Source organism: Bacillus sanguinis (assembly GCF_018332475.1).
Taxonomy (GTDB): Bacteria; Bacillota; Bacilli; order Bacillales; family Bacillaceae_G; genus Bacillus_A; species Bacillus_A sanguinis.
Map to the genome: position 1 here is coordinate 1 of NZ_BOQB01000236.1, position 19,943 is coordinate 19,943.

Consider the following 19,943-nt stretch of genomic DNA (forward strand, 5'->3'; position numbering starts at 1 on the left):
AAAAAGGGAAAGATTGATATAAATATATTTTTAATGGTATTTACTGAGTAAGAAAACGAAAAAAAGGAATGCTCATTATGTATGAGTCATTCCTTTTTTTAGATTAACTTGCCTGTTTTTTATTATTTTCTTTCAATTTCTCTGCTTGTAAAAAGCGATTCGTTTCAGCAACAACAATACCACTTAACCCAATAAGACCAATTAAGTTTGGAATCGCCATAAGTCCATTTGCAATATCCGCAAATGTCCATACGATACCTAGTTTTAAATTCGCACCAATAGCAATCATTACTATAAAGATTGCTTTATAATAACGAACAGCACCTTCTCCAAATAAATAAGCTACACACTTTTCTCCATAATACGACCACCCTAAAATAGTAGAGTAGGCGAATAAAATAATTGCGATACCGAGAATCATACTACCTGCAGTACCGAATACAGATTGGAACGCAAGTGTTGTAGCTTCAACGCCAGTTTTACCAGATTTCCATGCGCCTGTAGTAATTAATACAAGTCCTGTAATTGTACATACAATAAAAGTATCTAGAAAAGTACCAGTCATTGAAACTAAAGCTTGCTTTGCAGGTGAATCAGTTTTTGCAGCCGCCGCGGCAATAGGTGCACTCCCTAAACCAGCTTCGTTCGCAAATACGCCGCGCGCCATTCCGATTTGAATAGCAGATGCAACTGTTGAACCGATAAAACCACCAGCCGCTGCAGTACCGTTAAATGCACCAGAAAAAATAAGTGAAAATGCTTCTGGAATTTGATCGTAGTGATAGAAAATAATAATAAGACCAGCAATGATATAAAAGAAAGCTTTAATAGGAACGACATACCCTGTCACTTTCCCGATTTTTTTTACACCGCCTAAAATAACGATAGCGATTAAAAATGACATTACTATACCAGTTAAAGCAGGGGGGAAAGAGAAATTAATTCGCATTGCCTCTGCAACTGAATTAGACTGCACCATATTACCGATACCGAAAGAAGCAGTTGTACCGAATATAGCGAATAAAACTGCAAGCCATTTCTTACCTAAACCACGTTCTAAATAGTACATTGGTCCACCTGAATATTCACCATTTTCATTACTGACACGGTATTTCACTGCAAGAATTGCTTCGGCATATTTTGTTGCCATACCAAACAAAGCAGTAATCCACATCCAAAAGATTGCACCAGGTCCACCGATCGTCACAGCAGTTGCAACACCAGCTATATTTCCCATACCAATCGTTGCCGCCATAGCTGTCATAAGTGCTTGGAAGTGGCTAATATCTCCAGAGGAAGATGTATCTTCTGATTTTTTAAAAGCTAGTTTGTGAGCGTATAATAGTTTACTAAACTGTAAACCTTTTAAACGCACTGTGAGAATAATACCAGTACCAACGAGTAACAATAACGTTGGTAATCCCCACACATAGTGATTGATTTGTTCTAATACTTTACTTACTGTCTCCATCTTTATTCTCCTTTTTTAGAAAAAATAAAAACCACTTCAAGTAAATGAAATGGTCTCTGGAGAAACAAGGGATAGAAAAATAAACCGATACAAATCGGCATTTTCTTTCGCTTGTCTCTGTCCTTTTACCTGAGAGATTATCCGCTATAGTAGCGGATTTGCTCCTTCGGTGCTCGTTTTCCTCTACGCTATTTAAAGCGAGAGGGAGTCTCTCCAGAGATTCGTCCCCATGCAGTTCTACTTGTAAACAAGACCTGAGAGTTTCAAAGTCGGTTAACAACTTTTTGCCCCGTCGGTAGATCAATAGACCTTCTCCTGAATGGTTCATCCGAATTATAAAATTAATAACCTATACGAATTGAATGTGTATAGAATCAATAAAAACATTATAGATATACAATTAGTGAAATGCAATCATTTTTTATTTTAAAATAGTAAAGAATTCTATTTTTTCGAAAGTCCTAATTTCTCTTCAACTTCAGTTAAAGTAGATAAAGCGATGACAATATGTTGATCTGCAAGCCCTAAAGCATGTTTAGTATTTTCAATTGTTGCACTGTTTAGAGTAGAGTTAGTGGCCCCGTCTATAATTAAATCTGCCGCGTTTTTCATAAATTTAGAAGCAGCCTTAAATTCAGTTGTGAAATAAACTAGTTGCTCTTGTATTTGTACGTCCGATATATTTTCTTTAATTTTCAATGTGTCTATTTCATTCATAATGTTTTCATATTGTTTGGAAACAGCATTCATTGTAACTAATAGTTTATCTCTGTCTACTGAATCACCGTTCGTGTTAATTTCTTCCCAAGCAGGCAACCAATCTTTTTCGATGATGTCATTATAATTAGTAGTCAATTCATTAATTTTAGGTTGCAATTTAGTTTTGAAAGTTGTTGTATCCGCTGTTTCTACAGTTGCTTTTTCGTTGTTATTTTTACCATTAGTAACGTAGAAAATTGTACCGAAAATGATGAAAATAGAAATAACAACTGTCCATTTAGTAAAAAGTAATTTCTGCAAAATGTAACGCCTCCAAAATTTAAAAACTTATAATTATAATATATAACAATAATGTTGTTTCATGTAGAGAAAATAGGTTAGAAATGATTTAAATTATTTCTTTTCTATACACGAATAATTAAAGTTAGTAAAATGATAAAAGAAATATGTGAGAAAAGAGGAATTTTAGTGAAAATAAATAGAAAAAAACTAGTTTTAAATAGTTCAATGGCTATGCTGTTAATTAGCTTAATTGCACTCATATATTTAGACAAAGAATCTAAAATTGAAGATTTTCCAGTACCAATGTCAGCAATCCATATTAACGATGATAAGGAAGAGGATTATAAATATATAAGTGTAATGCCTATTATAAAGGTAAGTGGATGGGAGAACTTAGGGGAAAACGGGCATACTGTTAGTTTTAAAAAAGGGGAGCGGAAGGTAACTGTATTACATTATCCGGGAGAAATTACGTATTATTTATTTGAGAAAAAGATGAATAATGGAGATTAGCTAAAGATGTAATTCATTAAGAGTTACATCTTTTTTGCATTCTGAATTATTTGAAATTAAATTTGATAGATGTAGTGATAAATATGATTAGTTCTATATGTCTATAAAGAGTATTAGGGTGATTATAAAAATATTATGCGAACTAATTATTGTGAGAAGAAGATAAATTATATGCTAAAGGGGAAATTAAAAATGTTACTAAAAACAATCTATTGTAAAGTAGAAGAAGAGAAAAAAGAGCTATTTTCAATGGCACAAGAAAAATGGCGTGATATACAGCATCTAGATGGATTCCATGGACAATTTGGTGGATGGCATAAAGGTGAGGCATGTGTATTTACTTTATGGGAAGATCGAAGTGCATATCAATCATTTATGAATGGTGCTCACGATACAATTTATTTAAATAGTAATCAAGAGGATACGTTTCTTTCATGTGAAATTGAATTATTTCAAACATTGTATGATATAGCAGAAGTGCCTTTGAAAGACGTTGTTACAGAAGGATCCTTCGTAAGGGTGGCTGTATGTGATGTAAAGGACGAAAAAGAAAAGCAATTTTTACATAAACAAGAAACAATTTGGAATAAAGGAATGGAAAATATAAAAGGGATGCTAGGTGGAGTAGTTGGGAAGTCTTTAAAAAATGAAAACCGTTACATCGTGTTAACTTATTGGAAAGATGAAAAAGCGCATCAACATTATGTAGAAGAAATTTTCCCTGAGTTGTATAAACTAGCTAATATTCATGAAGATATAGAGGATATAAGAGGAAAACAAGCTGTATGTAAGGAAGAATGGCTTGTATATTAAGCGCGGAAAAAGTGCATAAATGAATGTATAATAAAGATATTTTCTTATAAATAAGTAATTAATAGAAGACGTTATATGCCCTTTCATGTTAATATATTTAAGTTATAATAGGAGGCTTACCCTTTTGTATTGTACGGTAGAAGCAGTGTGAGCTTGAAATTTTTTTAGAAAAGGATGTGCCTAATTTGCGTATCAATAAATTTATTAGTGAAGCTGGAAAAGCGTCTCGACGTGGAGCAGATAAATTAATTAATGAGAGAAGAGTAATTATTAACGGTAAGGTTGCAAAAATTGGAGATCAAGTAAATCCAGGTGATGATGTGCGAGTAAATGGAGAGCAACTTCGTATTGCTCGAGATCACGTATATATCGCTTTAAATAAACCAGTAGGTATTACATGTACAAGTGAAAAAGCTGTAAAAGGTAACATTATCGATTTGGTGAATCATCCTTTACGAATTAGTCACATTGGACGTCTTGATAAAGACTCAGACGGTTTAATTTTGTTAACGAATGATGGTGATATCGTAAATGAAATTTTACGTGCTGAAAACAAACATGAGAAAGAATATATCGTTTCAGTAGATAAGCCAATTACACCTGATTTCTTAGAAAAAATGGCAGCTGGTGTGAAGATTTTAGGAACGAAAACACTTCCTTGTGAAATCACACAGTTATCAAAATATGAGTTCAAAATTATTTTAACACAAGGGCTAAATCGCCAAATTCGTCGTATGTGTGAAGCTTTAGGTTATCAAGTATACACGTTAAAACGTACGAGAATTATGAATATCGAATTGAATAATTTACCTGTTGGACAGTGGAGAGATTTATCGAAGAAAGAGAAAAGACGTCTATTTTCAGACTTAAATTATGAACCACAAGATTGGTAAAATTGAGAAGGGGAAACCAAAAATCTATTTTTGGTTTCTTTTTTTATTAAATAAAAAAACTTTTTTAAACACTTGCAAAAATAAAATGAATAAGATATATTAAATAACAATAAATGGATGTTTTATAAAAGCAAAGAAAAGGACACGAGTTATTTTATTCGGTTATACAGAGAAGGAAGGAAAGCTGAGAACTTCCTAACGCAGAAAAATAACTTACCACCTTAGAGCTGCACTAGGGAAATTAAGTATCTAGTGCCGTGTAAACGACGTTACCGTAAAAGAGGCCATTACATTTTGTGATGGGAATCTGGGTGGAACCACGGATATAAGCATATTCGTCCCTATTTTAGGGATGAATATGCTTTTTTGCATTCAATTTCATAATAAGCGAAGAAAAGGACACGAGTTATTTTACCCGGTTATACAGAGAAGGAAGGAAAGCTGAGAACTTCCTAACGCAGAAAAATAGCTTACCACCTTAGAGCTGCACTGGGGAAATTAAGTATCTAGTGCCGTGTAAACGACGTTACCGTAAAAGAAGCCATTGCAATTTGTAATGGGAATCTGGGTGGAACCACGGGTAAAAGCACGCTCGTCCCTATTTTAGGGATGAGTGTGCTTTTTATTATGAAATGGAGAGATGAAAAATGAAAGAACAGATGATTGAAATTAAATTTCCGGATGGTAGTGTTAAAGAATTTGTAAAAGGAATTACTTTAGAAGAAATTGCTGGATCTATTAGCAGTAGTTTAAAAAAGAAAGCAGTCGCAGGGAAAGTTAATGATCAGTTATATGATTTACGCCGAAATATTGAAGAAAATGCGGAAGTAGAAATCGTTATTATAGATTCAAATGAAGGTGTAGAAATTGCAAGACATTCCGCGGCACATATTTTAGCGCAAGCTGTAAAAAGATTGTATGGTGATATAAATCTTGGAGTAGGACCTGTTATTGAAAATGGATTTTATTATGATATGGATCTGCCGAGTAGTGTAAATATTGAAGATTTACCGAAAATCGAAAAAGAAATGAAAAAGATCATAAGTGAAAATATAAATATAGAGCGAGTTGAGGTTTCTCGAGAAGAAGCAGAAAAATTGTTTCAAGAAATGAACGATGGTTTGAAATTAGAACTTTTAGAAGCAATTCCTAATGAGGAAAGTGTAACACTTTATAAACAAGGTGAATTTGTAGATTTATGTAGAGGACCACATTTACCATCTACAGGTTATTTGAAAGCATTTCAATTAACTAACGTTTCTGGTGCATATTGGCGAGGTGATAGTAACAATCAAGTGCTTCAACGTATATATGGTGTTGCATTCTCTTCTCAAAAAGCATTAGAAGAGTATTTACATTTTGTTGAGGAAGCAGCAAAAAGAAATCATCGTAAGTTAGGTAGTGAATTGGAGTTATTTATGTTTTCTGAAGAGGCTCCGGGAATGCCATTTTATTTACCAAAAGGACAGATTATTCGAAATGAATTAGAAGCATTTTTAAGAGAAATTCAAAAAGAGTATAAGTACCAAGAAGTACGTACTCCATTTATGATGAACCAAGAATTATGGGAGAAATCAGGACACTGGGGACATTACAAGGACAACATGTATTTCTCAGAAGTAGATAATAAGAGTTTTGCATTAAAACCGATGAACTGCCCAGGTCATATGCTAATGTTCAAAAATAAATTGCATTCTTATCGCGAATTACCAATTCGTATGTGTGAGTTTGGTCAAGTACATCGCCATGAATTTAGTGGGGCGTTAAACGGATTATTAAGAGTACGTACTTTCTGCCAAGATGATGCCCATTTATTTGTAACTCCAGAACAAATTGAAGATGAAATCAAATCTGTAATGGCGCAAATCGATTATGTATATAAAACTTTTGGATTCGAATATGAAGTAGAACTTTCTACTCGTCCAGAAGATTCAATGGGTGATGATAAGTTGTGGGAACAAGCAGAAGCGGCGTTAGCAAATGTATTACATTCATTAAATTGTAAATATAGACTAAATGAAGGTGACGGTGCATTTTACGGACCGAAAATCGATTTTCATATAAAAGATGCTTTAAATAGAAGTCATCAGTGCGGAACAATCCAGCTAGATTTCCAAATGCCAGAAAAGTTTGATTTAAAATATATAGATGAGAAGAATGAAAAGAAAAGACCAGTTGTCATTCACAGGGCAGTATTAGGATCTTTAGATCGTTTCTTAGCAATATTAATTGAGCACTTTAGAGGTGCGTTCCCGGCATGGGTGGCACCAGTTCAAGTGAAGGTCATTCCAGTTTCGAATGCAGTCCATGTACAATATGCAGATGAGGTTGCAGATAAATTAGAACAAGTTGGAGTTCGTGTGGAGCGAGATGTACGAGATGAAAAGTTAGGATATAAAATAAGAGAGGCACAAATGCAAAAAGTTCCTTATATTCTTGTTATTGGTGATAAAGAAATGGAGAATGGGGCTGTAAATGTACGTAAATATGGGGAAGAAAAATCAGATGTAATGGAATTAGATATGTTTGTGGAAAGTATGAGAGAGGAAATAAATAATCGAAAATAGAGTTTAAAAAGAAAACACACCAATTCAAGATGATGTGTTTTCTTTTTTACCTTACAAAAATGTAAGGTAAATGTAAGCGAAATCGAAGGAACGAGTTGTAGAAAAATGAGAATATGAAATAGGAAAAAGGTTCACGTTATCTGTGTAATCCTTTCTGATTGAAAAATCAAAAAATATTAAGGGTTTACATGAGAAAAAGATAAGAAATATGTGAGAAATTAATTTTATACAAAAGGGATGGAGTGAAAGAGATGTCAACAAATGTAGTTACTGTAGAACGTGTAGAAAAAACGTATGGGAAAAGAAATGAGAATCAATCAAAAGCATTAAGGGGTGTGTCATTAAGTATTAAGGAAGGAGAATTCGTCGGGATTATGGGGCCTTCTGGATCTGGCAAAACGACACTACTTAATGTGATTAGTACACTGGATCAAGCGACAGGTGGCAGTGTGACAATAGCTGGTACAAATATTACTTCTATGAAGGGGAATGCATTATCTGATTTTCGATCTCAAAAATTAGGATTTATTTTTCAAGATTTTAACTTACTTGAAAACTTATCAATTTATGAAAATATTGCTTTACCACTTTCCTTGCAAGGCGTACCTTCAAGTGAGATTACTGGAAAGGTGAATGAGGTTGCGAAGAAGTTAGGGATTACTGAAATTTTAACGAAATATCCAACTGCTGTTTCTGGTGGACAAAAGCAAAGAACAGCGGCAGCACGAGCTTTAGTACATAATCCAGCAATCGTATTAGCAGATGAACCGACTGGTGCGCTTGATAGTAAAAATGCAAAAAGCTTGTTAGAAGCGATGCAAGACTTACATGAAAATCACAATGTAAGTATTTTAATGGTTACACACGATGCATTTAGTGCGAGTTATTGTGAACGTATTTTATTTATTCAAGACGGCCTTCTATATAAAGAGCTAAAGCGTCAAGGAACACGAGAAAATTTCTATCAAGACATTTTAGGTGTGCTCGCTCATATGGGCTCAGCTGCTGAGTCTAAGTAGGGGGCGAAACTATGTTATTCAAATTATCACGTCATAGTATGAAAAAGATGTTAAAAGATTATATGGTTTTACTTATTGGTCTCGTTATTAGTATTAGTATTTTCTACATGTTCCAAACGATGGCGATGAATAGTGAATTTACGAAGGATAATAGTCTTATTAGTAGTATTAGACTCGTATTTTGGGTAGGGGCAATACTATTATCATTCATTACTGTATTTTATATTATATATGCCAACTCGTTCTTACTTACATTAAGAAGAAAAGAACTCGGTATGTATATGATGCTTGGCGCGAAAAAGAAAAAAGTAGCACAGTTATTATTTATTGAAACATTCGGTATGGGTATTGTCAGCATTATTATCGGTATTTTAGTAGGGATGTTGCTTGCAAGTGTAGCAGGAAACTTTTTAATGAATGGTATGGAGATCTCTGCAAAAGGTAGTTATTCATCTATATATACACCAGCAATCTTAGTTACAGCTATTTTCTTCTTAATACTATTTTTTATTACTGGTTTAATGAATAGTATCCGTTTATTACGTAAAACAGAATTGGAATTAATTCGTGAAGATGAAACACTAGATGAAGTAAAGAAAAGTAAAACTCGCATTATTATAATGACAGTACTTGGTATATTGCTAGTAGGTATAGGATACTACTTTATGATCAATGTAAAAATATATGCTGAATTAGGCTTTATAATAGCTACAATCGTCACAACGCTTGGAACATATTTTATCTTTAGTTCATTGCTTCCATTTTTTGTGATGAAAATTAAAGGAAATAAAAAAAGAAATGAAACGGGTTTAAATAGTTTTACATATGCACAGCTACGATTTCGAGTAAATAGTTTATCGAGAGTATTAGGTACTGTAGCGATGTTAATTGCATTAGGTGCAGGTGCGATGACGGCGGGTATGGCGTTCCAAAAAAATGTAGGTATTATGACGGACTTTTCTCGTGTATATGATGTCGTAATTCATGATCCAAATGATCAAGATACAGCGGCCTTGAAAGAAATGGAAATTGTGGAAGAAAGCAAATATAAGTATAAAGTAGATGGAGAAGCGGTTTATTATTTACGTAACGACTTAACTGCGAAACCACCACTCGTTTCCGATCACTTTGATACAAAAACTTTAAAAGAGCCTGCTCGTAAACGTGTTGCTGAACCTTTAACTGAACCTGTCTATTCTGCTTTGGAAGCTCCCGAAGCAGCGAATAAGCTTCCTCGTATGCCAAAAGATTGGGAAGATGCAGTTGTAAGAGAAATACAAATTACACATAATCAATTTAACGGAAAACCTGTAAGAATTGCTAATGAAGAACACTACAAAGCAGTTCAAGGAACAGAACATAGTGTAACATTAGCAAAAGTAGATGATATGAAAAAATATAAACCGTTGTTGCTCGATATAGATAAGAGGCAAAAAGAATTAATTGAAACAACAACAGGTACAAAAGTAGAACTATATACAAAAATGACAATTTATCAGTTTATGAACAGTTTCATGAGCGGAACAATGTTTATGGGATTTTTCCTCGGAATTGCGTTTTTAGCAATGATGGCAAGTTCTCTTATGTTCAAAATATTAACAGGTGCTTCTCGTGACGTACGCCGTTATGAAATGTTACGGAAAATTGGTGTGAGACGTAGTATGTTAACAAAAAGTATATATAAAGAAATTTCATATTTATTTATTTTCCCAGCGATTATTGGAATTTCACACGTGTTAGTAGGGCTTAACTTATTCAGCTTTATATTAGTTGACCCATTTGTAAAAGTGTGGGTGCCGATAGGGATCTTCTTAGTCATTTATTTCATTTATTACTGGATAACTGTTCAACTGTATAAAGGTATGGTAATGCCGAAAGAAGAGGTAGCGAAATAGTTTAAGAAAAGAGTCCTTGTTTGAAAACAAGGGCTTTTTTCTATATTTGTAATACCTGTGATCAAGTTTTTCTACGATTAATGTATTGAAAATTAAGAAAATATTAAGAGTTTATATAGCGGAATGTTAAGAAGTGTATGGGATATTAATAATGTAGTTTTATAGAATTAAATTGTTATTTTTACAAATTTATAAGAAAGGATACATCCTATGGAGAAGATAAAAAAATTAATAACATTTATTGGAGTCATAACTATACTAACATTAATCGTAGCACTAATATTTCCTACATGGACCTCGCAAATAAAAGGAAAAAACAGTATAAGTACATTAGAGCAAGTAGAGATAAATGGAAGTGGTCATGAAATTATGATACGCGGCAAAGATAAGAACAATCCGGTAATTCTTTTTGTACATGGTGGACCAGGTACTTCAGAAATACCATATGCGCAAAAATACCAAAACTTATTGGAAGAGAAATTCATAGTTGTTAATTACGATCAAAGAGCGAGCGGGAAGTCGTATCATTTCTTTGAAGACTATTCGAATCTTACATCAGATCTTCTAGTAGAAGATGTATTAGCCATGACAGATTATATTTCAAAACGTCTAGGTAAAGAAAAAGTAATATTGGTTGGTCATTCTTACGGTACATATATTGGAATGCAAGCTGCCAATAAAGCTCCTGAAAAATATGAAGCTTATGTTGGCATTGGGCAAATGAGTGATACAGCAGAAAGTGAAATGGATAGTTTAAATTATGTGATTGAACGGGCACAAAATGCCCGGAATACAGATGAGCTTTCCTATTTAAATGGGTTGACTGAAAAAATTAAAAATGGTGATACATACACTCCAAGAAATTATGTTGCGAAATATGGTGGAACATCAAGAGGCATTGAAAATCCAGATGGTGATAACATCGGAATGTTACTCAGTAATGAATATAACTTGTTAGACGTAATTCGTTATAACGTTGGATTAACACATTCTCAAACGGTCTTATTAGAAAAGGATTTAAAGAATCCATTGCCTAATAAGGTGACTAAAATGAAGATACCGTTTTATTTTCTTATGGGGAAATATGATTATAACACTTCATTACAGGCGGCAAAAACATATTTTAATACGATTGAAGCAGGGAAAAAAGAATTTATTACTTTTGAAAAATCCGCGCATTATCCGCAATTTGAAGAGAAGGAAAAGTTTTATGAGTGGATGTCCGATACATTTGTAAAATAAATAAAGTGTATCCAAACTATAGAGAATTAAAAAAGTTGCGAGATATATCATTACAAAAAGCGAAGTTAAATAAAAAAGACACTTGTATAAAAAACAAGTGTCTTTTTTATAATGTTCTCTATGCAGAAGGAAAAGATTGGATAATGGTCGAAAAATATAATGTAACTTCCAAGAAATGACTAAAACAAGACTATTTTGTCGAGAGAAAGGATACGAAGTATGAAAGAAATGCTACAGTTATTTCGCAATAAAGTGTATGTACGTTTTTTTCTAGCAAATATTTTAGAGCGACTCGGTTCTATGATTGCTGGAGTTTCTTTAATGTTTTATTTGCTAGATCAATACGGAGAACAACCAGTTTACGCAACGATGACACAAATTATGATGGCATTACCTGCATTAATCTTTTTTCTATTAGTAGGGACAGTAGTGGATCGTTTTGATAGACAGCGTATATGCACGGTAAGTAACATATGTTGTTCGCTCTGTAATATCGGAATTCTAATTTCGCTTTATTACGGGATGATTATACTCGTCTTTATATTTTTATTTTTAGAAAATGCATGTATACAATTTTTCTCTCCATCAGAACAGTCGATGATACAGGGAGTAGTTGAATCCGACCAATACGGTGCAGCAGCAGGTGTGAATCAAATGGTGAATAGTTTGTATGCTTTGTTTGGTGTAGGAATTGCAACGATGGTGTACTGGACTTTTGGAATATACGGGAGTATTTTAGTAAATACGCTCACTTTTATTATGAGTGGTATTTTGATTCAAACGATCTCCATTCCAGAAAAAGTTCGTTTGCCAAATGGTAGAACAAAATGGAAAGAAGTTAATTTAAAAATGTTAATAACAGAGTTTAAAGAAGGGATTAGGTATATATACCAAAATGAAACTTTAAAAAAATTACTTTTAGGATTTATCGTGTTTGGTTTATTAAATGGTATTTTAAGCGTATCTACTACTTACATATTAAAATACAAATTAGCACCAGCTACGTATGAAAGTTTAGCAATGGTAGGCGGTGTAGTTGGAGGGATTTCATTACTAATTGGAAGTATAGTAGCAACGAGTATAGGTAAGAAATATGCGCCAAAACCTATTATAGTTTTTGGTATGGCGGGCTCAGGGATCTTTTTCGGTATGTGTTACTTTGTAAATTACGTATGGTCTTTTTATGTATGTATTGCTTTTGCGACTTTCTTTTTACCGTTTATTAATGTTGCAATAATGGGCTGGATGTATGAAATTGTAGAAGAGTCATTTATGGGGCGCGTTCAAAGTTTACTTAGTCCATTAACGACAGGATTCCAGCTTTTATCTCTCGGTGCGATAGCAATGTTATTCCCGAAATGGATTCGTGCAGATACATTGTATATCATTTTATTTGGTTTATTACTTTTTGTTACATGTTTATATCAAGCTATTCTACCTAGTGGGCAAAAGCGAGTACATGTTGTCGCTAAAGAAATGTGATATATTTAGCTTTTTTATTTCTGAATCTTCTATCGAGTGGTAAGGGGAAATCGTTATGTTGATGCGAATGGTTAAGTGGTGTGGGATTACTGGTTTACAACTAGTAGCTGCAATTTTATGTATAATCTGCCTAGGTGCACTACCGCGTTTATTTAAGGGATTGCAAATTGATTTAATCGGTTTTTGGAACACGATTGTATTTCTTGGAGGAAAGTTACTTCAACCGGGGGAAATAACATACGGTTTTCGAGACTCAAGAAAATTATTTCCGCAAATATGGATTCATTATTTAGAGACAATGTTTGTGTTTATTTCGGCATTTTTACTGTCATTACTTATTGCATATCTTCTCGTTGTGTGGGTATTACAACGATCTCAATCAAAGCAACGAATGTGGAATGGGATTTTTCTCGCACTTGAAAGCATCCCAGATATTTTAATAATTTTATTATCTCAACTTCTAGTTGTAATAATCTTTCAAAAGACAGGGTTTATGCCAGTTAAACTTGCAGGGATTGGGGAGGAAAGGGCTCGCCTGTTGCCAATAATATGTCTCACTTTGCCTACAACGTTATTATTTATTAAGTTACTACTATTACGTTTTAGGGAAGAATTAGAGAAGGATTATAGTATATTTGCTAAAAGTAAAGGGCTTAGTTTAAGACATATTTTAACACATCATATTTCAAGAAATGTTTTGTTAACAACAATCTATTATGCAAAAACAAATATTTTATTTATGTTATCAAATCTATATATTATTGAATGGATATTTAATACGTACGGCATGTTTGTTTTTGTAAAAGAAAATTCGAAATTAGAAATATTTACAGTGAGTTTAATTATGTTATACGTACCGCTTTTTATACTATTTCGTTTATTACATACGTTCTTACAAAATGTTATAAAGGAGCGTGTGTAACATGTGGGAAGTTGTAAAAAGAGATGTAAGATTTTGGATTGGTGTTACTTTTTTAAGTGTACTTATGATTGTTAGTATTGGGAATACGTTGTTTTTTGACGGGAATATTCGCGAACTAACGATGATGTATAACGAAAAAGGAGAACTAGAGGCTGCTCCGTTTTCACCGTCGAGTAAATTTTGGTTCGGAAGTGATGAGAAAGGACGCGACCTTTTCCAGTTAATAATAGAAGGAGCAAAATGGACAGTTGGCGCGAGTGTAATTATAGCGATTTTACGAGTTATAGTTGGAGGGGGAGTTGGTTTACTTCTTGGTATGTATGGAAAACGTTCTTTCCCAGTTATTTCATCCTTTTTTGATCCTTTTAGTATTGTACCGATGGTTATGATTTCTTATTTTATGTTAAATGAAGTTTTAACGTTTGATAGTGGAGCAGAACTTGTGCCGTTGTATTTGCGTGTGGCATTCCAAATTATAGTTCTTGTATGTCTTGCTGTACCAACGGTTATGTTGTATGTAGCGCAAGAAGTAAAGCGTATTAAGAAAGAAGAATTTATGTTGGCAGCTACTGTGCTCGGCGGAAGTAAGTGGCATAGGTTGAAGCGCCATATATGGCCGCATATGTTACCATCATTTCTTTTATTAGTAGCTCAACAATTTGTAAGTGTACTATTACTTCTTTTACATCTTGGATTACTTAAGTTGTTTTTTGGTGGAACGATATTATTTGGATTAGATGCAGATAGTGTAACAAAGGAATGGACAGGTCTAATTGGTCAAAATTTCCGTCACTTAACTACACATACATGGATAGTACTTATACCAATCGCTTTCTATAGTATGACGATCCTGTCAGGGAATCTAATTAGTAATAGCATGCAAGATGCGATTAAACTAGGGAATATAAGAACACCTAAGAGCAAGAACAAGGATAAAGAAATGAAGGAAGAGATACAAGTACAACATACTGTGAATGATTTTTCTTTCCATAGGGAGGTACAAAAATAAAAAAAGATAGCTGAAGACAAATTGTTTTCAGCTATCTTTTTTTGTTTAATTTAGTGATGTCCAGCTAGTAGAGTAAACACTATTATTAAGAAAAATCCACTAGATGCCCACATTAAAAATGTAAGGAAAGAGAGCTGTTTCTTTGCCTTCCAAAGCATTTCATGAATTGTGACATAGCCAAGTGAACCGATAGCACTTCCCATAATGAGTCCTTGCAGGTGAAGAGCTTTTCCTTCCATCAAAATACCAAAAACCGTACCAGTACCGAGAATAAGGGAAAGTAATAAAGTTGTTAATAAAAATGAAATATATTTATGCTTTGTAAAGAGAAAGGGGATAATTAAAGCTAATCCTTCTGGAATATGGTGAATGACGATTGCTATTAAAAAAGGAATGGCAGAGTCAGCATGATTAATAAAAGTTGCACCTAAAGCAAAGCCACTCGGCAAATTATGAATAAATATAGCAAAAGAAAGAAAAAGGAAAGTTTGCCACGCTTGTTGATCTTTTTTACGTATCATTGGATGATGACAATAGTTATCTAATAGGCTCATAACTAAAATACCGATAGCTATACCGAGTATAGGGCCGATTATTTCATAGCTTGCAAATGTTTCAGGAATAATTTCAAGTGATAAAAGTCCAAGTAAAATTCCGCCGCATAATGCGTATAAACGATGCATTTTTTCTTCAATTAGCTGACGGGTAGCAATGCCGACCGCACCACCTAATAGTAATCCACCGAATGAAAAAAATGTAACTATCATAGGAATCCATAATCGTTCCATCGTATCACACTCCGATTCGTCCACTTATTTTTAGCTTACGAAAAGGAAAGTTAGATTAGTCCAAGTAATTGTGTTTGATTATAGAGAAAAAACTAATAATTCGTTATAATTTATATATTAAATATAAGTGGAAAATGAAATGGGGAATACGTTTGCAAACAAAATGGAGTCTATCTGAATACGAAAATCCAAAACGATATGATATAGAAAATAAAAGTCTGTCAGATTTTCCGTTTTTACTATCATGGGCACAAAAACTAAATATACAAAATGAATGGATTCTAGATCTTGCCTGTGGTACAGGAAGGGTTACAATTCCATTTATAGAAAATGGATATCAAATGATTGGTGTAGATATACATGAAGGCATGCTTGCTGAAGCAAAGACAAAAACCACGGATTGTAAGAAGGTAAAATGGTTACAACAAGACTGTTTACAATTAAGCATGAATGAAACAATTCCGTTAGCATTTATGGTGGGGCACGGATTCCAGCATTTCCTTACGAATACAGATCAAGATCAGTTATTAACATCTATTCATCACGTATTAGCTGAAAATGGTATATTCATATTCGATACACGTTTTCCTTCAAAAGAAGAATTAATACAGCCATCTACAGAAGAATATTGGACAACTATTAGTGATGAAAAGGGAAGAAAATGTGATTTATATACTGAAATGATATACGATTCAATTCAGCAAATACAGCATTACATAACAACAAGAAAGTTTTATGATGAGGATGCACTAGTAGAGGAACTGAAAACAACGATTGATCTTCGCTATACGTATCCTCAGGAGTTAGAAAGATTATTAGTAGCGAATGGTTTTGAATTATTACATATATATAATGATTGGGAAGGAAATGAGTTAGGGGAAGATTGCTATTCTATGGTAGTAGTTTGCCGGAAGAAAAAATAGTATTATTTTAAAAATATGAGTGTAAAAAGCCTTTAAGGAGAGAAAAAGATGTCTTGGTACTTAGATAATGTTTATGAATTAAATAAAGAAGCGCCGTATACATTCTACCTTCCTAGCTTAGAAGTTTTGGCGAAATTAAAGGTTGGAGATTTGGTAAAGCTAATTTTTGTATCTAAAAAAGAGGAAGAAGATGGATTTAATGGTGAAAGAATGTGGGTTGAAATTACTGAAAGAAATGAGAAGAAGTTTGTAGGGGAACTGAGCAATGAACCATATCGATTAGATTTAAAAATAGGTGATAAAATTTCATTTGGAATTGAAAATATATGTGATACGGAATATAACGATCCAGCTTCAAAAGATTGGGATTTTTATTTTGATACGAAGGTAATTGTTAGTAATGATGTACTTGAAAAAAGAGAATTTAACTTTATGCTTAAAGGAGATTCAAGAGAAGAAGGTGACTCTGGTTGGTCAATATTAAGTGGTTATGAGAGTGATGACTATGTGAATGATCCTAAAAACTTTCAAATTATTTCAATTGGAGTCATATTGAATATAGATGATACTATTTTGAAATTTATTGAAGAAACCCCTTTATGTGCATATGAAAGAAACGATGAAGGTAGATTCTATAAAATTGAAGACTATGATTGGGATGCATATTTAAATGGATAGAAGAATTTACTTTGTTTTAAAGAACAGTACATTTTGTTTCGGAATCATATTAACGTTTTTATTAAGCGGATGTATCAGTTTTAGTAAAGAAACTACAGATACCATATACTTAATTCCTGAAGAGTACGAAGGGGATCTGATTGTTGTGTACAACGTACCTGGTGCTGAGTTGTTACCAAAGGAAGAGGAGTTTAGTGTTGTCACTTTTGCAGCTGATGGGAGTGCTGTGACATCTACAAAAAATATGAAGTATGGAACGGTAAATGATTTATATTATACAGTAAATAAAGAAGGCCAGCGTACAAAAATTGATTCGAGCTGTATACATTTTTCTTCAACTGGAAGTAGAACCGAAAATTCGTGGGAATTTCCGTTTGCAAACTTAGAAGTAACTCGTACAGCATGTTCTCAAGAATTTTCAGCCAATGGCAGAGAGGTACCAGAGAATCAAGAGCATCCTGCCGAAAAGAAGATGAGAGATTTAATGCAGCGTATACAAGAACGGTATATGAATAAAGTAAAATAGTTATTGTGTTAAATAGCAAAAATTTAAAAGTTGTGAAAATTAAAGAGAATAGTAGTAAATGGAGGAACTAATGATGCAACAAATTAAAAAAATAGGAAACTCATTTTGGTATATGACACCAGTTTCTGAAACAGATAGACCTATATTAGGAATGGTTGTTGGAAAAGAAAAAACGTTAATGATTGATGCAGGAAATTCAGAGGAACATGCACAATTGTTTTTAGAAATGTTAAAGGAACAAAATGTATCACATCCTGATTTCGTAGCATTAACGCATTGGCATTGGGATCATATTTTTGGATTGTCTGTACTACAAGATGCATTGTCCATTGCACATTCTGAAACGAAAAAAGAGATGAGTACACTTGTTTCTTATGAATGGACAGATGAAGCGTTGGATGCACGTGTAAAAAAGGGTATTGAAATTGAATTTTGTGCGGATTGTATCAAAAAAGAGTTTAATGAAAAAGCGAGAAATATTAAAATTATCCCTCCAACTTTAACATTCGAGAATCAACTTGAATTAGACCTTGGTGAAGTGACCTGCGTGTTAAAACATGTGGGCGGAGATCATGCACATGATTCGATTGTTATGTATATAAAAGAAGAAAAGATATTGTTTGTAGGAGACTGTATATATGCAGATATTTTTTCTTCTAAGTGGAACTATACGACGAAAAGAACGTTTAAATTAATAGAAGAGTTGGAGAAATTTGATGCTGAAACTTATATTCTTTCTCATGGGGAAGCAATAGATCGAGCTGAATTTTTACAAGAAATTCATTTGCTAAAAACAGTAGGAACTTATACAGAAGCTCATAAAGGCAATGAAGAGAAGATAAAGGCAGCATATAAACAAGAGCTAGATAGAGAATTAAATGAAGATGAATTAGAAACCATAACGTATTTTGTCAATGGTTATGAAATGGTGAATCTAAAAAACACAACTTTAATCAAATAATAGTAAACTGCATAAAAAGAGTATTGAAAGTTAATTCAATACTCTTTTTAATATTAAGTTCCAACCAATTTTCAATTATTTTTTACTACGTACAATTTGAAGCTACACCATTTTTTGGTTGTTTATATACATAAGCTTTTAAGTAGAGACTTTCTTTGCTAACCGAGTTATATAGTCGAAAAATCGATCGTGGTTTACATCATAAACAACATTTACCGGCCGTCCATCATCAGTTTCCACTGTACGCCCTTGGCTTGGTCCGTATGTATGAACGATACTATTGATCGTTTGTACTTTTGCTAGATCAGCTTTCCCAACAAACGCAGCAGTTAATACATCCCACAAATAGTAGGTAGAGTTCTTTGCAAAATGAACAAGAGGGGGAACAATTGCATAACATTGACCAAGGAAATCAATACCGATATACTTTCGCTCTTTTGCCCACTGTTCACGTATGTCAATAGTTAGGGGAACTTGGTTTGTACTCTCTAGAGTTACTAAGTCGATTTCTATATTTGCTTCCCATACGCGAGCTACTGCTTCAGGGTCCCAAAACGAATTCCACTCGGCTGTTCCATCATGTTCGGGTTCATGTACATTGCCTGCAGTACGAAATGTACCGCCCATCCAAACAAGGCGCTCAATTTTCCCCTCGATTACAGGTGCTTCATATAGTGCACGGGCTAAATCGGTAAGAGGACCTGTAAATAATAAAGTTGTTTTCTCTTCAGTTTGTAGAAGAGTCTCAATTAAATGATGATGCGCAGGCTTTGCTGCTACGTGCGTTACAACTTTTCCAGACTCATTTAAAATGGGTAAAGCATCTACATAAAATGCATGCATCCGCCAGTCTTTTGGAAACGGATTTTTTCCACGAGAATTAGAAGCTGCTACCTCAATAGTATTTTTACCGAAGCGATCAATAATTTTTCGACTTGCAGACATTGCTGGTTCTAAATAGCAATCTGCTGGGATAACTGAAACACCTGTAAGTTCTACATTATCCATTTGGAGTAATAAAAATAGTGAAACTAAATCATCTACACCACCATCATGATTGAAGTACACTTTTTTCATCATTGTAATCTCCATTCTCTAATATTTAACTAGAAATTAAATTTTCATTTTGGAAAAATCATTGATTATTTCTACTACCTCAATTTTTCCATTAATCAATAGCTCAGGTAATTCGTTTTTGCTATTTCTTTTCCAATACTCTCTAGCTTGTTCTATTTTTTG

The 19,943-nt window shown here is 33.5% G+C and carries 19 protein-coding genes, 1 riboswitch and 2 other annotated features; of the genes, 14 read left to right on the plus strand and 5 right to left on the minus strand.

Features of this window, described 5'->3' with window-relative positions; genetic code table 11:
- Positions 1-103: 103 nt before the first annotated feature.
- Complete coding sequence (locus KI369_RS22150) at positions 104-1,471, minus strand: alanine/glycine:cation symporter family protein (protein WP_000451021.1); 1,368 nt, start codon at positions 1,469-1,471, stop codon at positions 104-106.
- 107 nt (positions 1,472-1,578) lie between these two features.
- Positions 1,579-1,698, minus strand: a riboswitch (glycine riboswitch).
- 217 nt (positions 1,699-1,915) lie between these two features.
- Positions 1,916-2,491, minus strand: coding sequence for a hypothetical protein (locus KI369_RS22155; RefSeq protein ID WP_212957408.1), 576 nt, complete (start codon positions 2,489-2,491; stop codon positions 1,916-1,918).
- A 132-nt stretch (positions 2,492-2,623) separates the two neighbouring features.
- Between KI369_RS22155 and KI369_RS22160 the strand changes: the two genes are divergently transcribed.
- The 10 genes from KI369_RS22160 to KI369_RS22205 all read left to right on the plus strand — a co-directional run bounded on the left by KI369_RS22160 (position 2,624) and on the right by KI369_RS22205 (position 14,828).
- Positions 2,624-2,986, plus strand: a complete 363-nt coding sequence (locus KI369_RS22160; RefSeq protein WP_002002735.1) for a hypothetical protein — start codon at positions 2,624-2,626, stop codon at positions 2,984-2,986.
- Positions 2,987-3,178: 192 nt separating this feature from the next.
- On the plus strand, positions 3,179-3,799 hold the full coding sequence (locus KI369_RS22165; protein WP_000925155.1) for a DUF4937 domain-containing protein: 621 nt from the start codon (positions 3,179-3,181) through the stop codon (positions 3,797-3,799).
- Positions 3,800-3,984: 185 nt separating this feature from the next.
- Positions 3,985-4,692 (plus strand): pseudouridine synthase, encoded by a 708-nt coding sequence (locus KI369_RS22170; protein ID WP_016087950.1) that lies wholly within the window; start codon positions 3,985-3,987, stop codon positions 4,690-4,692.
- A 124-nt stretch (positions 4,693-4,816) separates the two neighbouring features.
- Positions 4,817-5,038, plus strand: a binding site (T-box leader).
- Positions 5,039-5,073: 35 nt separating this feature from the next.
- Positions 5,074-5,295 (plus strand) — a binding site (T-box leader).
- 44 nt (positions 5,296-5,339) lie between these two features.
- The gene (gene thrS, locus KI369_RS22175) at positions 5,340-7,259 is read left to right on the plus strand and encodes a threonine--tRNA ligase (protein ID WP_212957409.1); all 1,920 of its coding nucleotides are present in this window, start codon (positions 5,340-5,342) and stop codon (positions 7,257-7,259) included.
- Positions 7,260-7,510: 251 nt separating this feature from the next.
- Complete coding sequence (locus KI369_RS22180) at positions 7,511-8,278, plus strand: ABC transporter ATP-binding protein (RefSeq protein WP_000106412.1); 768 nt, start codon at positions 7,511-7,513, stop codon at positions 8,276-8,278.
- A gap of 11 nt (positions 8,279-8,289) precedes the next feature.
- A complete protein-coding gene (locus tag KI369_RS22185) occupies positions 8,290-10,173 on the plus strand; it encodes an FtsX-like permease family protein (protein ID WP_212957410.1) in 1,884 nt (627 codons plus the stop codon).
- 210 nt (positions 10,174-10,383) lie between these two features.
- Positions 10,384-11,415 carry an alpha/beta fold hydrolase gene (locus tag KI369_RS22190; RefSeq protein ID WP_212957411.1) on the plus strand — a complete coding sequence of 344 codons (1,032 nt, stop codon included), beginning with the start codon at positions 10,384-10,386 and terminating at the stop codon, positions 11,413-11,415.
- Between the two features lie 210 nt (positions 11,416-11,625).
- Positions 11,626-12,897 carry an MFS transporter gene (locus KI369_RS22195; RefSeq protein WP_259652772.1) on the plus strand — a complete coding sequence of 424 codons (1,272 nt, stop codon included), beginning with the start codon at positions 11,626-11,628 and terminating at the stop codon, positions 12,895-12,897.
- A gap of 61 nt (positions 12,898-12,958) precedes the next feature.
- Complete coding sequence (locus KI369_RS22200) at positions 12,959-13,819, plus strand: ABC transporter permease subunit (RefSeq protein ID WP_212957419.1); 861 nt, start codon at positions 12,959-12,961, stop codon at positions 13,817-13,819.
- 1 nt (position 13,820) lies between these two features.
- Entirely contained in the window at positions 13,821-14,828 is a 1,008-nt protein-coding gene (locus tag KI369_RS22205; RefSeq protein WP_212957413.1) for an ABC transporter permease subunit, read from the plus strand.
- A gap of 50 nt (positions 14,829-14,878) precedes the next feature.
- Here the strand turns inward: KI369_RS22205 and KI369_RS22210 are convergent, their stop codons facing one another.
- Complete coding sequence (locus KI369_RS22210) at positions 14,879-15,616, minus strand: ZIP family metal transporter (RefSeq protein WP_212957414.1); 738 nt, start codon at positions 15,614-15,616, stop codon at positions 14,879-14,881.
- Between the two features lie 134 nt (positions 15,617-15,750).
- Between KI369_RS22210 and KI369_RS22215 the strand changes: the two genes are divergently transcribed.
- The 4 genes from KI369_RS22215 (at position 15,751) to KI369_RS22230 (ending at position 18,704) form a co-directional block, all read left to right on the plus strand.
- Positions 15,751-16,539 carry a class I SAM-dependent methyltransferase gene (locus KI369_RS22215; RefSeq protein ID WP_212957415.1) on the plus strand — a complete coding sequence of 263 codons (789 nt, stop codon included), beginning with the start codon at positions 15,751-15,753 and terminating at the stop codon, positions 16,537-16,539.
- Positions 16,540-16,587: 48 nt separating this feature from the next.
- Complete coding sequence (locus KI369_RS22220) at positions 16,588-17,217, plus strand: immunity protein Imm33 domain-containing protein (RefSeq protein WP_078399466.1); 630 nt, start codon at positions 16,588-16,590, stop codon at positions 17,215-17,217.
- Positions 17,210-17,743 carry a DUF6843 domain-containing protein gene (locus KI369_RS22225; RefSeq protein WP_212957416.1) on the plus strand — a complete coding sequence of 178 codons (534 nt, stop codon included), beginning with the start codon at positions 17,210-17,212 and terminating at the stop codon, positions 17,741-17,743. The genes KI369_RS22220 and KI369_RS22225 overlap by 8 nt, the downstream gene beginning before the upstream one ends.
- A gap of 73 nt (positions 17,744-17,816) precedes the next feature.
- Positions 17,817-18,704, plus strand: a complete 888-nt coding sequence (locus KI369_RS22230; RefSeq protein ID WP_212957417.1) for an MBL fold metallo-hydrolase — start codon at positions 17,817-17,819, stop codon at positions 18,702-18,704.
- 138 nt (positions 18,705-18,842) lie between these two features.
- Here the strand turns inward: KI369_RS22230 and KI369_RS22235 are convergent, their stop codons facing one another.
- Both KI369_RS22235 and KI369_RS22240 read right to left on the minus strand, forming a co-directional pair.
- On the minus strand, positions 18,843-19,784 hold the full coding sequence (locus KI369_RS22235; protein WP_212957418.1) for a nucleoside hydrolase: 942 nt from the start codon (positions 19,782-19,784) through the stop codon (positions 18,843-18,845).
- A gap of 33 nt (positions 19,785-19,817) precedes the next feature.
- On the minus strand, positions 19,818-19,943 hold a 126-nt coding region (locus KI369_RS22240; RefSeq protein WP_498033621.1), incomplete at its 5' end, for a DUF2441 domain-containing protein.

What these genes read in the sequence shown, in the direction of transcription:
- KI369_RS22235 (WP_212957418.1), bottom strand. Translation starts at nt 19,784, where the DNA reads ATGATGAAAAAAGTGTACTTCAATCATGATGGTGGTGTAGATGATTTA.
- thrS (WP_212957409.1), top strand. Translation starts at nt 5,340, where the DNA reads ATGAAAGAACAGATGATTGAAATTAAATTTCCGGATGGTAGTGTTAAA.
- KI369_RS22190 (WP_212957411.1), top strand. Translation starts at nt 10,384, where the DNA reads ATGGAGAAGATAAAAAAATTAATAACATTTATTGGAGTCATAACTATA.
- KI369_RS22200 (WP_212957419.1), top strand. Translation starts at nt 12,959, where the DNA reads ATGCGAATGGTTAAGTGGTGTGGGATTACTGGTTTACAACTAGTAGCT.
- KI369_RS22220 (WP_078399466.1), top strand. Translation starts at nt 16,588, where the DNA reads ATGTCTTGGTACTTAGATAATGTTTATGAATTAAATAAAGAAGCGCCG.
- KI369_RS22160 (WP_002002735.1), top strand. Translation starts at nt 2,624, where the DNA reads ATGATAAAAGAAATATGTGAGAAAAGAGGAATTTTAGTGAAAATAAAT.
- KI369_RS22180 (WP_000106412.1), top strand. Translation starts at nt 7,511, where the DNA reads ATGTCAACAAATGTAGTTACTGTAGAACGTGTAGAAAAAACGTATGGG.
- KI369_RS22150 (WP_000451021.1), bottom strand. Translation starts at nt 1,471, where the DNA reads ATGGAGACAGTAAGTAAAGTATTAGAACAAATCAATCACTATGTGTGG.
- KI369_RS22230 (WP_212957417.1), top strand. Translation starts at nt 17,817, where the DNA reads ATGCAACAAATTAAAAAAATAGGAAACTCATTTTGGTATATGACACCA.
- KI369_RS22165 (WP_000925155.1), top strand. Translation starts at nt 3,179, where the DNA reads ATGTTACTAAAAACAATCTATTGTAAAGTAGAAGAAGAGAAAAAAGAG.
- KI369_RS22205 (WP_212957413.1), top strand. Translation starts at nt 13,821, where the DNA reads ATGTGGGAAGTTGTAAAAAGAGATGTAAGATTTTGGATTGGTGTTACT.
- KI369_RS22215 (WP_212957415.1), top strand. Translation starts at nt 15,751, where the DNA reads ATGAAATGGGGAATACGTTTGCAAACAAAATGGAGTCTATCTGAATAC.
- KI369_RS22210 (WP_212957414.1), bottom strand. Translation starts at nt 15,616, where the DNA reads ATGGAACGATTATGGATTCCTATGATAGTTACATTTTTTTCATTCGGT.
- KI369_RS22225 (WP_212957416.1), top strand. Translation starts at nt 17,210, where the DNA reads ATGGATAGAAGAATTTACTTTGTTTTAAAGAACAGTACATTTTGTTTC.
- KI369_RS22185 (WP_212957410.1), top strand. Translation starts at nt 8,290, where the DNA reads ATGTTATTCAAATTATCACGTCATAGTATGAAAAAGATGTTAAAAGAT.